Here is a 15959-nt window from a genome sequence, read left to right as displayed (position 1 = left end):
TAACTACACCTGCTACATGCCCTGAATCCGTGAGACAAAAAATCTTATGTCAGTTTAATAATTTTACTCCATCATATATTGAACGCCATGGAGCTATATGATCTTCTTTTGCGGCTACGAAAAAAGTGTTGCAATCAAACTTTTTCAAGATCTATTGTTGTCCCGAGTACCTCTAAATTATTAGACTCTTTTAGCAAGTTATTACAATATGTATTGTGTAAATATTCCTCATAAATTTTTGCCGGCAAGTTAGTAGAATCCACATTCCAATATAGCAAATCAAAAGGCATAGGTTTTTTACCAAGCAAATAATTATTGACAAAAAACGTCCAAATTAGATCATTTGCCCTTAGCAAACTAAAACTATTTGATAAATATTGTCCATCAAAATAGCCCTTTAGCTTTATATCTTCTTTAATGTAATTAATCGTAGCTTCATTCAAAAATATTCCAAGCTCGCCCGGGTGAGTATAATCAAGCAAAGTAGTAAAGAAAGTGCTACTGTGAACAGAATCTATTTTTTTACTTTAAAGTAGGCGATAATTATAGCAAGGAACGTACCGCCCATGCAATAGCCGACAAAATCAATTTTCTCAAAACCAAGATTTCTAACATACTCAAAAGGAGCTAAAATGCCATCTTTTAAGTAATCCTCAAAGCCTTTTTCCGATAGAGAGATATCAGGGTTAACCAATGAAATAAGAAAAACTTGAAAATTATTTTCTACCAAAAAAGATACTAGAGAATTATACGGAGATAAATCGAGTATATAATATTTATTTATACATGGCGGAATAATAAATATCGGAATCTTATGAGTTTTCTTTTTCGGCTCATAGCATATTAGCTGCATCAAATCATTTTGGAATATAACTTTTCCTTTTGTTGCCGCAATATTTTGACCGAGTTTAAAGGCGGATTTATCGGTAGTTTTAATATTTAATATATCACCTGAACTTTTTATATCTCTTAAGAAATTTTCTAATCCCTGTACTAGATTTTGACCGCCGCTTTCTAACGTCTTACGTAAAACTTTTGGATTACAAAAAACAAAATTTACAGGTGAAAAAGCATCAATAAAATGTTTAGTTACAAACTCTAAATGTTGCTTGAGATCATTTGATAGCTCATATTGTTCTATATTCTTCTTAAGCCACTCACTAGATAGTAAATAATATTGTTTAACAAAGTCAAAATAAGCATTATCCTCCTATGAAGAATCTTTAAATCTTTTATCTCGATTATCCGGAGAAAATACAGCTTTTGCTGGACTACCGACAAATTTTGCAAAGCTATGCGTTGTCAGCTCTCTTAACTTATCAATATATTCAATATTAAGCTGACAAAATTTTTCAGTATTTGCCCAAAATTGTTCTACCATTAAAGAAGCTATAATCCTGTTTTTATCACTGTCAATTAGGCTCCTAGGGATCATACTCCCTTTGCCTTGCATGAAATACAAAATAAGCTCTTGATATTTATCAGCAATTTCTTTGAAATTATTAATTATCGTCTCGTGCAGGATGTTATACATGTTTAGTTCTGATAATATTATATGATTGTATGGCTCTATATGTCATTCCCGCGGAGGCGGGAATCCAGACTAAAAAATCTTGATATTAAAGATTTTTTATTACTTTAGTCTATTTTTTAAGTAAATAACTTTTATACTGATATTTAAAGTTATTTTTCTGGATTCCCGCCTCCGCGGGAATGACATAGAGCAACCTATATCTTTAAACCATCCCACATACTATCAACCTTGTCGATAACTTCCTGACTCATTTCTATTTTTTTACCCCATTTTCTATTTGTCTCAGGGTACATTTTATCTGTTGCATCTATTCCCATTTTACTACCAAGACCTGGCTTGGGTGATGCAAAGTCCAAATAATCTATCGGGGCATTATCTATAAAGCTCGTATCACGTTTTGGATCGCTTCTTGTCGCTATTGCCCAAATCACTTCTTGCCAATTACGAACATCAATATCATCATCTACAACGATAATAAACTTACTATACATAAATTGCCGTAAGTAAGACCAAATACCAAGCATTATTCTTTTAGCATGACCGGGATAGGATTTTTTAATCGATACTACTGCAACTCTATATGAACAACCTTCAGGTGGAAGCCAAAAATCTACTATTTCCGGAAATTGTTGTTGCAAGATAGGAATAAAAATTTCATTTAATGCTTCACCTAAGATTGACGGCTCATCAGGCGGTTTTCCCGTATAAGTACTTAAATACATAGGGTTTTTCTTCATTGTTATTGCAGTTACGGTAAATACAGGAAATTCTTCAATATCATTATAATATCCGGTATGATCCCCAAAAGGGCCTTCAGGCAAATACTCCTCTAAACTTACATAGCCTTCTAGCACTATTTCGCTATGTGCCGGTACTTTTAAGTCAATAGTTTTACATTGTACCAGCTCGATTTTTTCATTACCGAATAAACCTGCAAAATTATATTCTGAAATATTCTCAGGTATTGGCGTCACCGCTGCCAAAGTGACCGCTGGATTTGCCCCAATCACGATGGCAGCAGGAAACGGCTCTTTTTTTGCTTCTTTCCAACGTTTATGATGCTCTGCTCCGCCTCGTAACTTTAACCAACGCATCAATAGCTTATTAGGAGCTATTGTTTGCATCCTATATATACCAAGGTTATAATTATCCACCTTATCTTTTGTTGGACCTTTAGTAACTACTATACCCCAAGTAATTAAAGGCGAAATGTCCTCAGGCCAACATTTTTGAATCGGTAATATATTGATATTCGGTTTGTCAATGACGACTTCATGACAAGCTGCTTTTGATATTGTGTTAGGAGACATAGCAAAGATACGCTTAGCAAGAGGTAACATTGATAATGTTTCTTTAAAAGATGCGGGAGGTTGTGGCTGCTTAAGTAATGCTAGTAAAACGCCAAGTTCTCTTAATTCTTTGGGTGACTTAAGGTTAAACCCCATGCAAATGCGGTAGATACTAGCATAAAGATTAGTTAGGACTGGTATAGTGGATTTACTTCCATCAGCTTTTATAACATTTTCAAAAAGTAATGCAGGTCCGCCTTGTGCTAATGCTCTTCTGCTAATCTCGGTAATTTCTAGGTCAGTTTTAACCTCAAGAGAAATACGCTTTAACTCACCATTTTTTTCTAAAAATTTTAAAAACTCCGGTAAATCTTTAAAGCTCATAGTTCTATTTTGTTGTTTTATATTGGTCTCTTTATTATGTCATTTCCGCATGGCGTTGGCGTTGTTGCATGGATACCCAAATCGTCATTGCGAGGAGCGAAGCGACGTGGCAATCCAGTAAAAATAATTAAACAAATGCTAAACATTAGCATTTTTAACTGGATTGCTGCGTCAATTACTTCGTAATTTCCTCGCAATGACGATTTCCCTACTTACTAAAATTAGCTTTTACCTGCATATCATTCTGAATAATTGTGTAGTTAATTAGCTCGTCAATTACAGAATTTTTAATATTATATATTATATTTTTTTCTGAATTGACATGAATATTTTTAGCTGTTAATTCATCTATACTTCTAGATTTAATATGTGCAAAATATACTTCATCACCTACTTGGAATATAGGTGTATTACTGCCTATTTTAGTATTAAAAATTGATAATAATATCTCAGGAGTTAATGTTAGATCATTTTCCATTTCGGATCTAATATAGCTTTTTTTGCTTATTTTTATTCCAGTAGCTTTAAGATCTTTTATGTTCTCTTGATCTGAATTATATTCATTTGCTAAATCCTTGATAATTTTTAAGTTTACATCAGCGATATTCTGCTTTGTCCAAACTTTATTTACCTGCTCTTTAATAGCATCAAATTCAGGTATTTTTGTCGGCTGAATAGATTTTAATTCTACCAATATAAGATAGCTTTTATCTTCTGCTTCTATAGGATAAGATAATTCTCCTTCCGAAAGCTCAAAAATACTATAAGCATTTTCGGCAATTATTTTATCTTCAATAAGCTCTGCATAACTTATATAGTTAACGTTTTGTATCGGTAGCTTATATTTTTCGGCAATTTCAACTAAGCTTGACCCTGCCGCCGTCTCATCTTCCAGCTTTTTAGCAAACTCCATATTAAGGATGTCGATTTTTTGTGCCTTTAATAAATCATGCAATTGTTTTTGTACCAATTCAAAGCTTTGATCACCGAATTCATCTTTATTTTCATTATAAAATTCTAACAACTCATCTTGAGTAACTGAGACTTTTAAATCCTTAATATTAGCCTTAATATAAGAAAAGCTGCGTTTCTCAGGTACCTCAAACGCGGTTTTATTATCTTGGTAAAAAACCTTTAATTGCTGGTCGGTAGGGGTAGAAATTTGTAAATCTTTTGGTTTATTTTGTAAATCTATTTGTATTAATTCTACTTCTCTTTTTTCAGCCATATAATCTACTATATTGTCAGTCATAGCTTTAGGAACATAGAAACTTTCTACAAAACTACCGACAAGAATGTTTTTTAAAGCTTTTTCTTTAAAGTTTAATAAATATTTTTCTTCATCCATATAAGAATTTCTAAAATAAGTTTTAAAAATTTTTATATCAAAAACACCTTGCTCATTTTGAAAAACCGGTGATTCTTTAACTAAAATTTTAACTGTATCATCACTTAGATCTAAGTCGTAATAGCTAACTAAATAATCTAAGACATTCTCGTAAACAAGTCTTTTAAGGATTTGGTTATCAATATTTAACTGTGCTATTTCTTCATCTGTTAAACTTGTTCCCGTTTGCTTACTTATAGCATTAATTGCTAAAGATTTTGCTCGCAAAAAATCTTCTTGGGAGATATTTTGCACATGAGAAAAAGTAACAATATCGCCGCTTCTTCTTCCGTTTAATACATCTTTAATACCAAATCCGACAAAAGCAAAAGCTATCATTGCGAATAAAACCCGCATTATAAAACTATCGGCAGTTTTTCTAATATTATCTAACATAATTTTTTGTCTAAGTTTTTAAGTGAGAATATGTCATTCCCGCTGGCAATGCCTTCTCGCCATTCCGGAATGATATTTAAGTAGCTTCTCAAGACTAGATTATAAAGCAAAAAAGCCTATATAGTCAAACTATATAGGCTTTTTTATTATTTTTGTAGATGTTCGATGTCATTTCTGTATGGTTCAGTTTTTCTGTCATTGCGAGGAAATTACAAAGTAATTGACGCAGCAATCTCAGGAGTTTGTTATTATTTCATGAGCTTGCCACGCAGCCTATGGCTTGCTCGCAATGACGACCTAGAGCATATTACCAGTTTACACGAACTTTTACACTACCTTGCTGAGCGAAATACTTACTGCCGATATTGGTATCGTAGTGAATACCGTATTCCATCATTTGATGCTTAGCAGTAATACCAACACCGATATCAAAGCTTGTTTTGCTTTGCTTAAAGCGGTTGGTTGGGAAAGGAGCAGTCATACCTTGTAATCTTGCATCAATCGCCGTAACTTTCTTCTTGAATGCATAATCAACCATTGCGTAAAGCTCAGGAGTTAACATTACTTCACCTACATTTATATTACTTGATACTTTAGCACCGAGTAAACCATCGAAAGTGTTATAGTTCTTGCCTTTAACTGTAAGGTTTTGGTTAGTAGTACCGGTTTCTTTATAACCCTTATATTTGATAGCCGAATATCTAAGCCCAGCTAGCGGTGTTAAGCTAATGTTCTCAGGCATCATATAGGTATAACCAGCTATTAACTGACCTGTATAGCTTTCGGATTTATACTTACCGCTTGCGGTTTGATAGCCGACAGTCTCTAGTGCCGTTGCAATAACACGTCTTGATTTGCTTCTTATCTTATTATCCGAGTAAGATGCTATAGCTTTAACGCAAAGATTTTCATAAGGTACATTATATAAACCGTATAAAGAGTAAATATTACTCTCTACCTTATTCTTATCACCTGTCTTATTATTTTTCAGTTTGATATCAGTATCGGCTCTTGTATATGCAAGTCCAAGTGCTAAATCATCGTTAACTAAACCATCAAAACCTATAGTGCCACCGATTGTATCAGACTTATAACCGCTTATATTGTTACGCATCTTCTGCGTTGCATTACCGACAAATGGTCTTATCCACGTACCAAACTTAGCATCTCTATCCTCATCACCGGCAGCTACGGCAGCCGGCTGTATTGCATCCATTCTAGCATTTAGATTAATTAAGCTACTTGAGAGATTACTGAGCATCACTTGATTATTAATAGCAGCTATAGTATCGCTAGGCTTTACAACGTCTTGCATGAGGTGAGTTACAGCATCTGCTGCTTGGATTGGATGCAGTTTACCCCAATTATCGAAAGCTAAACATGCATCTGAACCGATTGGTGCTTGCTCCATTAACTCAAGCGATTTCTTTACATTTGCAGTATTTGGGATATTTGCAAGCAGCCCACCCGGTTTAAAATCTTCTTCTATCACTTCTTCCGCTATATCCTCTGCAAATAACGTTAAAGTCGATTCATCAAAAATAAAGTTGACAAAGCGGTTGTCATTATTAACGGTTACTTTAACATTACCTGCGGGAGTAGGCTTTAATCCGCCTGCTGTTTCTGCAGATATTACCGTATATTTTGTATCCGGGCTTATATTATTAATGTCGAAATTAGTAGCAGTAACAACAAGTGCTAAAGTTGAAACTCCTGATAAATCAAGAGTACTCCCTGATTTAATTAAGATATTACCGTCTGACTTAGCTGCTCCATCAAAAGTAGTATTTAAGGTTAGTGTATCGGTAAAGCTACCGGTACCGGTATATGTTACTTGGCTTGCACCTAAAGTAAGTGTAGTACCGCTACCTGTTATATTACTATTAAAGGCTAGGCTATTACCGAAATTAATAGTAGCATTGTTAGCTGCAAAGCTGGTAGCCGTTACATTTTTAGCAAAATTAGTGATAGAAGCTTTAGCTAAAGTCACTGCACCGGTGTTAGTAAATGTATCGGCAAAACTTGTAGTATCGCAGAGCGTCGCCGCACCTTTTGCATTAACACTGCTTGCAAATTTTGTTGTGCCTGCCGTTGTGATATCACCAACCGAATTAGCCGTAGTCCCTACAACACCGCTAACACTGCCGCCATTCGTGAAGTTTAACTTCAGAGCCTGACCGCCGGTTTTATTTATGCTGCCTGTTAAGTTAAAGTTTGCAGGTAATGTTAAGAGTGCAGTACCGTTACCTTGGATTTCAGTGATGCTAGTATTACCGCCTTGGGTTATGCTTACAGCCCCGGCACCTACTTTTAACATAGCAATATTAGTAATGGGTCCATTAATAGTACTTGCACCGGTTGCGATGATTGTACCGTTAACTCCGTTACTGCTTGTAACACTAACGGTGATATTTTTATTTGCACCAAGTGTTATAACTGCTGCTTGATTATTGAAATCTACATTACCGTTAATATTACCGTTTTGAGTTAAAGCAGTAGCAGCACTGAATGATAAATTAGAGTTGATATCCTTATTATAGGTCATTGCCGGCATTGATAATTCTAAATCGTTAGCAAATATATCAGTATCTATTTGGCATGTGCCGTTTCCTCTAAATTCTAATGCTTTTAATTTATTTATTGCAGTACCGTAAGTAGCATTTCCGACACTTGCAAGAATTACTTTCCCGCCCGCAGCTCCTGAATCTACAGCAAGTTTACCTTTATTTGGAGCTCCAGGATCAAGTGCGGCATTTAATGTTATTGTACCATTACCGGCTGCACTATTTTGTAATACTAACTCTGCATCTTCATGGGCAAAATTGATAGTCTGACCGTTTGCTAAAATTCCTACATTACCGCCATTTGCATCTATCGTATAAGAACCGGCAGCGGCAGGACGTCTAAGAATCGCATCTGCTGCACCTATATTTATTACATTAATTTGGTTAGTAATACCGCCTACATCAACAAACTGCGTAGTATTTATGATATTCAATGCAAGAACATTTGTAGTATCTATATTATTCAAGGCTACCTTCCCTACAACATGTAATGATGCTAGTTGATTTCCTGCCGTACCTATTGCTTTAGCTGCACCATCACCTTGTAAGGTTATAAAGTTTGCTGTGCTAAGAAGAATTAACACACCGCCACCGGTTGCAAACGCCGGTAAATCATTTTTAATAGTTACAACTCTATCATCTGTAGCACTACTGTTAATTAAAACAAGCTTTGAGTTTGCACCTTTAAAATTAATAGCTTGAGCGTTTAATATCTCAACATCAGTGTTCGCAACATTTATTGCAAACATCTTATTATCTTGAATGTTAATTTGTGCAACCGTACCGATACTAGCATTATATGCAGTAACCAAACCGCGAGTATTAATATTAATTGTAGCATTATTACCGTTTGCTATAGTTCCGTTTAATATATAACGCTTAACGACAGGACCGTTGAATTCTAAAGTACCACCCTGAGCATTACCACCGAAATTTACATTTGTAGCTATCAAATGACCACCGACTTGTATCGTACCGACTGCTCCACCGCCGGCAATATCATCAAAATTTACGGTTTGTGCATAAATATCACTTGTAAAAACAAGGTCCGCAGCACCATTATCAACTTTAGCATTCAGAACTTTTAGAGATGCTGCATTTGTACCTACCGCTCCGGTAACCCCTACTCCAGCTGTTGTTAATGTACCGTTACCTCCTGCTGCAGTTACTGCTCCGGTTATACCGTGCTTTGCTATCAACGCACCATCAGCTGCAAAATTTACTGCTGCTGTAATTGTTCCTGTTGCCGTTACATCCGCTGCTCCATTATCAATGGTCACGTTCGTTGCATCAATGGTTGCTACGTTACTTACACCGTTAAATAGCACTTGCTTTAATATATTACCGCCATTTATTCCTATCGCTCCGGTTACATCCCCTGCTCCGATTATCAGATTACCAGTATTATTAGTTCCGGTCGTTACTGCTCCGGTTATACCGTTATTTGCCATTAACTCACCATCAGCTGCAAAATTCACGTCTCCAGTTATTAGTCCGGTTTGTACCATTGACGCAACATTACCTACATCCTTTCCTATCGTTACTGTTTTTGCACTTATTGCTCCTGCTGTACTTACTCCGCCTGCATGACCGTGATTAAACGTTATGGCATGCAAAGTTTTGGTCCCACCGATCGCTCCGGTAAAACTTGTTCGAGTATTAACAGTTATTTCACCATGATCATTATCATCACCGTCTATAGCTCCTGCAAGCGTTATTAATGTTGGAGTTGCAGATTGTATAGTTAAGCTTGCAGTGGCACCGCCTAGGGTAATAGCTCCTAAACCTGTATAATCATCAGCAGCAGCATTAAAACCATGATTTGCAGCAACTGCCTCAGTACCGGTTAAAGTTAAGCTTTTGCCGTCAGCGATAGTAACAGGTAACAAGTTACCACCTGTAACAATAGAACCGATGCTGGTATTTTGAGTACTATTTAGAGCTACAGGAGTAGTACCTGCAACATTTATAGCCGTAATAATACGATCGGCTTTATCTGCAGTGATAGCATGATTACCACCGTAAGTAAATGCCTCATTGTCTTGAGGACCGGGAGCAGGGTTACCATTAGAGATTCCTCCAGCCGTTATCTCATCCCAATTATTGGCAGCGGGAAGATCACTAAATGCTGCATTATCAACAGAAATAACACCCGCCACAGCAGCGACACCCAATGCCCCGCTACTACTCAACATTATCGCTGTGGTTGAGGTGGTTAATAAAGATGTTGCAAGATTTTTTTGAATTGATTTTCGCAATAATTTTAGAGAAATATGCATCATAATATAAACCTTAATTAAAATTAAAGAACCCAGGGGTCATTACATTACAATTTTTTAAATATGTCTATTATAATTAATAATTATATACAATATTTTACAAATTTAGTATGAATATGTGATATTTGTATTCTGCAGGGGCGGTAGCTTTGTTGCATAGATCGGTAAAACCTACTCAATATCATTCCCGCGGAGGCAGAACCTTGTTGCATGGTGCGAGAAATCTACTGAGTACCATACCGTGGCTTGACCACGATATCCAGTAAAAATACTAAAATTATTAGTATTTTTTATTGTTTTATGGACCCCGTGGTCAAGCCACGGGGTAACAGCTAAAAGTACTAGATCGCCGCTTTCGCGGGGATAACGGGGATAACATTAAGAATACGAGAATAACATTTACCTCTCAGGCAGTAATATCTCCCTCTTACCTGTATGATTCGGTGGTGAGACTATTCCATCTTTCTCCATCTTCTCAACTAAGTTGGCAGCTTTGTTATAGCCGATTCTAAGCGACCTTTGGATATAGCTAATGGAAGATTTACGTTCGTCACGCACTATCTGAACGGCTTTTTTGTAAAGCACTGCATCAAACGTGCCGTCACCAATATCAATGCTACTATCGTCTTCTTCAGGCTGCTCGGTAACGGCATAGATGTATTCAGGCGTACCGGTCTCTTTCAAATATTCCGTAATTTTCTCGATTTCGGCTTCATTAACAAACGGTCCGTGTACCCTACTTATCTTTGAAGTATTCCCCATAAATAGCATATCACCCATACCTAGTAACTGCTCGGAGCCTTGCTCGCCTAAAATCGTTCGGCTATCGATTTTAGAGGTAACTTTAAAGCTAATACGACTTGGGAAATTGGCTTTAATGACACCGGTAATAACGTCTACAGAAGGTCTTTGTGTTGCCATGATAATATGGATACCTGCCGCTCTTGCCATTTGAGCAAGCCTTTGAATCAGCATTTCAATATCCTTACCGGCAACTAGCATTAAATCAGCCATCTCATCAACAATAACCACAATGTAAGGTAGTTTCTCCATATTCATCGTAACGGTTTCATAAATAGGCTTACCTGTTTCAGGGTCAAAACCTGTTTGAATCGAACGCTCAATTACTTTATTCTCTTTAACCGCTTCTAAGATTTTTGCATTGTAACCTGCAATATTCTTAACACCGATATTGCTCATCATTCTATAGCGGTTTTCCATTTCCTTAACTGCCCATTTAAGAGCAACTACCGCCTTAGAAGGTTCGGTTACTACGGGAGTTAGCAAATGCGGTATTCCGTCATAAGCCGATAATTCAAGCATTTTCGGGTCAATCATGATAAAGCGGCATTCTTCAGGAATATAGCGGTATAAGAGCGAGACTATCATCGCGTTAATCCCAACTGATTTACCAGAACCGGTTGTTCCTGCAACAAGCAAGTGAGGCATCTTCGCAAGATCGGCAATCAGTGGCTTACCGGCTAAATCTTTACCTAAGACTAACGGTAATAAAGTTGATTTGTCTTGGTATTCAGGCGTCTCTATCAACTCTTTCAAACAAAAGAATTCACGCTGCTTATTAGGGATCTCAATACCAAGTACGTTTTTGCCGGGTATTACCGCTATCCTTGTTGATAAAGCAGATAGTGAGCGTGCTATATCGTCAGATAATCCTACTACTCTTGATGTTTTAGTACCAGCTGCCGGCTCAAACTCATATTGAGTTACCACCGGTCCTTGATTGATATTAATTATATGCCCTTTAACTCCAAAATCATTCAGCACGGTTAATAGTTCCTCGGCTTTTTGCTTAAGCTCTGAGGAAGAAACCCCTTTTACATGATGGTTTTCAGGATCATGTAATAACGAAATAGGCAGCAATTCTGCTATTTCGTTTTGAGATATTTTAGGGGCGGTAGGGGATTTATTAAAGAATTTTATAGGATTTGCAGGTATGGGTCTTGCTTCTTCAGTGAATTTTACTTTTTCACTTACAGGCTTTTGGTAAGAAGAAGTTATATTTATCTTATCATTGTTTTTAGTAGGGAATAATCTTATCAACGACAAGCTTGAAAATACATTATGTAAAAAATATTGTATCCGATAGGTTAAAAATTTACTTAGCTTAATAATAAAAGTACTTAAAGAAGTAAATTTAATTTCAAGTAAAACAACTAATATAATAAAGGTAAAAAATATTAATAATAAGTATAGCTGATTTGTAAATCGCTCAAAAAAATTAAAAGCTATTATTCCGATAGCTCCGCCTGCATTTGCCGGTATGAATTCTAGCTTAATCTTAGATAATACTGTGCTACTGCTAACGAGAGCAAGCAACATGACAAACATACGGATAAATGAGCCGCGATATCTTCCATACCAACAATTTCTTCCCCAAACAAAGCAAGCAAGCGGTATAATAAAAGCAGCCAACCCAAAAAATTGATATAAAAAATCCGATAAATAAGAGCCGGCAATTCCGATTAAATTACTAGGATATTCTGTTGTAACTGAGTTAAAAGATGGATCGTCTATATTATATGACGTAAGAACAGTCACAATACCAAGCCCGATTATCCCTAAGATCACAGCTTGCACCTTATTGTTTGAAAGAATTTTATTTATGTAATATAGCATTAAGTGATTTTTGAAAAATTTTAATATAAAATACATTTTTAAAGTAAATTAGACAAGCTAATTTAATATGATCTATAATGTCAACTTTTAAAATTTACACCTTAGAAAAAAATGTTATACTATAAAAACGCTTTTAAAAACTTATAATATAACATGACCATAAAAATCCACACGGAAAAAGATTTCATAAAGATGCGGCTAGCTGGAAAATTAGCTGCAGAGACGCTTGATTTTATTACTGGTTACGTAAAACCGAACGTCACTACTAATAGTTTAAATGACCTTTGTCATAATTTTATTACTGCTCATAATGCGATTCCTGCACCGTTAAATTATAAAGGCTTTCCGAAATCGATTTGTACTTCTATAAATCATGTGGTTTGTCACGGCATTCCAAACGATAAACCATTAAAAAACGGTGATATAGTAAATATTGATGTTACAGTAATTTTAGACGGTTGGTACGGTGATACTAGCCGTATGTATTATGTCGGTGACGTAGCAATTAAGCCAAAGCGTCTTATTCAAGTAACTTATGATGCAATGATAAAAGGGATTGAAGTAGTTAGACCCGGTGCTAAACTCGGTGATATCGGACATGCGATTCAAAGATATGCTGAGAAACATAATTATTCTGTGGTTAGAGATTATACGGGTCACGGTATCGGAAGAGTTTTTCATGACGAGCCGTCAATATTAAATTACGGTCGCAGCGGTACAGGTCTAACGTTAGAAGAAGGGATGTTTTTCACCATTGAACCTATGATAAATGCTGGTAATTATGACACTATATTAAGTAAACTAGATGGATGGACGGTTACTACGCGTGATAAATCATTATCGGCTCAATTTGAGCATACTATAGGTGTGACTAAAGATGGCTTTGAAATATTTACGTTATCACCTAAAAAACTTGATTATCCTCCATACTAAATTGTAAGGTAAAAGTTGATTATATGGTTTAGTCGTTTCGTCATTGCAAGAAAAATTACGAAGTAATTTGACGAAGCAATCCAGTAAAAAATTCTGATTTACAGAATTTTTTAATTATTTTCTAGATTGCCATGTCGCTTCGCTCCTCGCAATGACGGTTCGGGTATCCATGCAACAACTTCCTGCCTCCACGGGGATGACATCAGCAACATTTTACTTATTTATAATTTGAATAAACATAAAGAATGTTAGAAAATAATTTGATAGAATTCGGTAATAGACATCTTTCCAAACCAGCTTATAGAGAGAAATTTAAAGGAGACACAGCACACGGCACCGCAGCGTATACGCTAGTACGTGAGGATGCGAGTACCGGTTCGACGTCTAAATTACCTCTAGAATCGAAGTTTGGGAAGATGTATAATGATGTAATAGATACGCCTCATTATATAGGTCACCGTAAAAGAGTAAAAGAACGCTTCGTTGCCGCTGGAGCAGAACATTTTTCCGATTACGCATTACTTGCAGTAATGTTATTTTCGGCTATCCCTCGGAAAGACGTAAAACCTCTTGCTAAAAAATTACTTGATCATTTTGATATTACAGATTTAATTAACCTTGATAAGGAAAGGCTACTTAGTATTAAAGGCACCAATGAAAATTTATATATTAATTTTGTCTAATACGTGAGCTGATAAATAGAGTATTGAAACAAAAAATAATAAATAAAAATATTATTGCTTCTTGGAGTTCTTTGAGTGATTATTTAAAAGTTAATATGGGTAATATGCGACTCGAGCAATTTCGTATATTATTTTTGAATAAGAAAAATATCTTAATTGCCGATGAGGTTTTAAGTCAAGAAACTATAGACCAAGCTGCGGTATATCCACGTGCGATAATTAAACGAGCTTTATTTAACGAAGCAAGCAGCCTTATACTTGTGCATAATCATCCAAGCGGTAGACCTGAACCTTCAAAATCCGACATTCACATGACAAATAAGCTAGTAGAGACATGCTCAACCGTAAATATTATGGTATATGATCACGTCATTATAAGTAATAACAAATATTATAGTTTTAAATCTAATATGTTACTATGAATATAAATAGCTATAGCACATTATTTATTTTTTCTTTTATAGCCACCGCTATATTAACATATATATTAACTAAATATCTTACTGCAATCGGTTTAGTTGATGTACCTAGTAGTCGTCGCTCTCATGATAAGATAACACCACGCGGCGGCGGTCTCGCTATTGTAATTGTCGTAATGATTGCTTTGAGCGGGTTTGAATATATAATGAGCAATAACCTTACTAATTCAATAAAAATATTACCGTTATTATTGATAATTGCCTCGATTTCCTTTTTAGATGACTTAAAAGCCGTACCTATTCTAATGCGTTTAATAGTCCACTTAATTTGTGCAGCTTTTGCTATTTTTCTTTTTTCGCAGCTAAACTCTGTACATATACTAATATATTCTATTTTAGTTATAGCTTTAAGCGGTTTTATTAATATATATAATTTTATGGATGGTATAGACGGTATGAGTTGTGTGGAATCTATCCATCTATCTAGCACTATGCTTATATTATGTTTTGTACAATTTTCGATTATTGATAACCCATATTTTATAGCTAGTGTAAATGTTATTATTCTTGGTTGTTCTTGTGGTTTTTTAATATTTAATTGGCATCCGGCAAAAATATTTTTAGGCGACGTAGGAAGTATTAGCCTTGGATTCTTAATGGGTCTTTGTTTGATCCTGCTTGCTCTTACAAATACTAATTTATTTATAGCTTGTGTTATTGCTAGTTTATATTACATTACCGATGCCGTACTCACCATATTAATTCGACTACTCAATAAAGAAAAAATTTGGCAGCCTCATCTAAAGCATTTTTTTCAAAAAGCAGTACAAAAAGGTAAGTCTCATAAACAAGTAGTATCGATTATAGCAGTTTGTAATATATTTTTAATGATCATATCAGTTACATCTTTACATTTTCCTGTAATATCTATAATGCTTGCTTTAGCCGTTATCACTTTAACAGTACAGAGTTTATTAAAATGAAGCTAATTAAAGAGGATATTGATAAAATAGTTAGACGTATATTCTCCAAACAACATCCATTACTTCCTGCAATCATAATTAACTGGAATAAAATAGTCGGGTTTAACTTCAGCAATAAAGCGTTACCTTTAAAAATCACCACCTATACTTATAAAAAACAAAAGATTAATACACTGTTTATACAAGCGGAAGATAATACCATTGCAGCAGAACTACCTTATTATCAAGATATTATTTTGGAACGTATTAAAATTTATTTAGGCTTTGCAGCAATACACAAAATGAATGTAACGTTTTACAAAGAAAAATCTAAGATAGGATGACGCTTTATACTATTCTTACAAGGCATGGTGTTGTTTGAATGAGATCGATTTTTAGTTGTCATACCTGCGACTTGATCGCGGTATCCAGCTTAAAAATACTAAAATTACTAGCATTTTAAGTTATATTTCTGGACCCCATGGTCAAACC

9 protein-coding genes and 4 pseudogenes are annotated in these 15959 nt (G+C 35.3%); 6 read left to right on the top strand and 7 right to left on the bottom strand.

Features of this window, described 5'->3' with window-relative positions; genetic code table 11:
- Positions 1 to 134 precede the first annotated feature (134 nt).
- From ACKTSD_RS01465 to ACKTSD_RS01430, 7 genes and pseudogenes are all read right to left on the bottom strand, one after another.
- Positions 135 to 482: a hypothetical protein gene (locus ACKTSD_RS01465; protein WP_412707675.1), complete on the bottom strand. Its 348-nt coding sequence runs from the start codon at positions 480 to 482 to the stop codon at positions 135 to 137.
- A 32-nt stretch (positions 483 to 514) separates the two neighbouring features.
- Positions 515 to 1195: pseudogene (locus ACKTSD_RS01460) on the bottom strand (PHA/PHB synthase family protein); the annotation flags it as partial.
- 15 nt (positions 1196 to 1210) lie between these two features.
- Complete coding sequence (locus ACKTSD_RS01455) at positions 1211 to 1534, bottom strand: hypothetical protein (protein ID WP_412707674.1); 324 nt, start codon at positions 1532 to 1534, stop codon at positions 1211 to 1213.
- A gap of 194 nt (positions 1535 to 1728) precedes the next feature.
- Positions 1729 to 3207, bottom strand: coding sequence for a UbiD family decarboxylase (locus ACKTSD_RS01450; RefSeq protein ID WP_412707673.1), 1479 nt, complete (start codon positions 3205 to 3207; stop codon positions 1729 to 1731).
- Between the two features lie 208 nt (positions 3208 to 3415).
- Positions 3416 to 4990 carry a SurA N-terminal domain-containing protein gene (locus ACKTSD_RS01445; RefSeq protein WP_412707672.1) on the bottom strand — a complete coding sequence of 525 codons (1575 nt, stop codon included), beginning with the start codon at positions 4988 to 4990 and terminating at the stop codon, positions 3416 to 3418.
- Between the two features lie 307 nt (positions 4991 to 5297).
- A complete protein-coding gene (locus ACKTSD_RS01440) occupies positions 5298 to 9836 on the bottom strand; it encodes an autotransporter outer membrane beta-barrel domain-containing protein (RefSeq protein ID WP_412707671.1) in 4539 nt (1512 codons plus the stop codon).
- A gap of 396 nt (positions 9837 to 10232) precedes the next feature.
- A complete protein-coding gene (locus tag ACKTSD_RS01430; RefSeq protein ID WP_412707707.1) occupies positions 10233 to 12470 on the bottom strand; it encodes a DNA translocase FtsK in 2238 nt (745 codons plus the stop codon).
- Between the two features lie 153 nt (positions 12471 to 12623).
- Between ACKTSD_RS01430 and map the strand changes: the two genes are divergently transcribed.
- The 6 genes and pseudogenes from map to ACKTSD_RS01400 all read left to right on the top strand — a co-directional run bounded on the left by map (position 12624) and on the right by ACKTSD_RS01400 (position 15811).
- On the top strand, positions 12624 to 13403 hold the full coding sequence (map, locus tag ACKTSD_RS01425; RefSeq protein ID WP_412707669.1) for a type I methionyl aminopeptidase: 780 nt from the start codon (positions 12624 to 12626) through the stop codon (positions 13401 to 13403).
- A 278-nt stretch (positions 13404 to 13681) separates the two neighbouring features.
- Positions 13682 to 13840, top strand: a pseudogene (locus ACKTSD_RS01420) (palindromic element RPE1 domain-containing protein); the annotation flags it as partial.
- A pseudogene (locus tag ACKTSD_RS01415) lies at positions 13820 to 14103 on the top strand (UPF0758 domain-containing protein); the annotation flags it as partial. The pseudogenes ACKTSD_RS01420 and ACKTSD_RS01415, both read left to right, overlap by 21 nt.
- Positions 14104 to 14109: 6 nt before the next feature.
- A pseudogene (locus tag ACKTSD_RS01410) lies at positions 14110 to 14518 on the top strand (JAB domain-containing protein).
- The gene (locus tag ACKTSD_RS01405) at positions 14505 to 15488 is read left to right on the top strand and encodes an MraY family glycosyltransferase (RefSeq protein WP_412707668.1); all 984 of its coding nucleotides are present in this window, start codon (positions 14505 to 14507) and stop codon (positions 15486 to 15488) included. The pseudogene ACKTSD_RS01410 and the gene ACKTSD_RS01405 overlap by 14 nt, the downstream one beginning before the upstream one ends.
- On the top strand, positions 15485 to 15811 hold the full coding sequence (locus tag ACKTSD_RS01400) for a DciA family protein (protein ID WP_412707667.1): 327 nt from the start codon (positions 15485 to 15487) through the stop codon (positions 15809 to 15811). The genes ACKTSD_RS01405 and ACKTSD_RS01400 overlap by 4 nt, the downstream gene beginning before the upstream one ends.
- Positions 15812 to 15959 lie beyond the last annotated feature (148 nt).

It is taken from the genome of Candidatus Rickettsia kedanie (genome assembly GCF_045865205.1).
Taxonomy (GTDB): Bacteria; Pseudomonadota; Alphaproteobacteria; order Rickettsiales; family Rickettsiaceae; genus Rickettsia; species Rickettsia australis.
The sequence above is the reverse complement of the archived record's forward strand: the minus strand, read 5'-3'. Positions and strand labels throughout refer to the sequence as shown.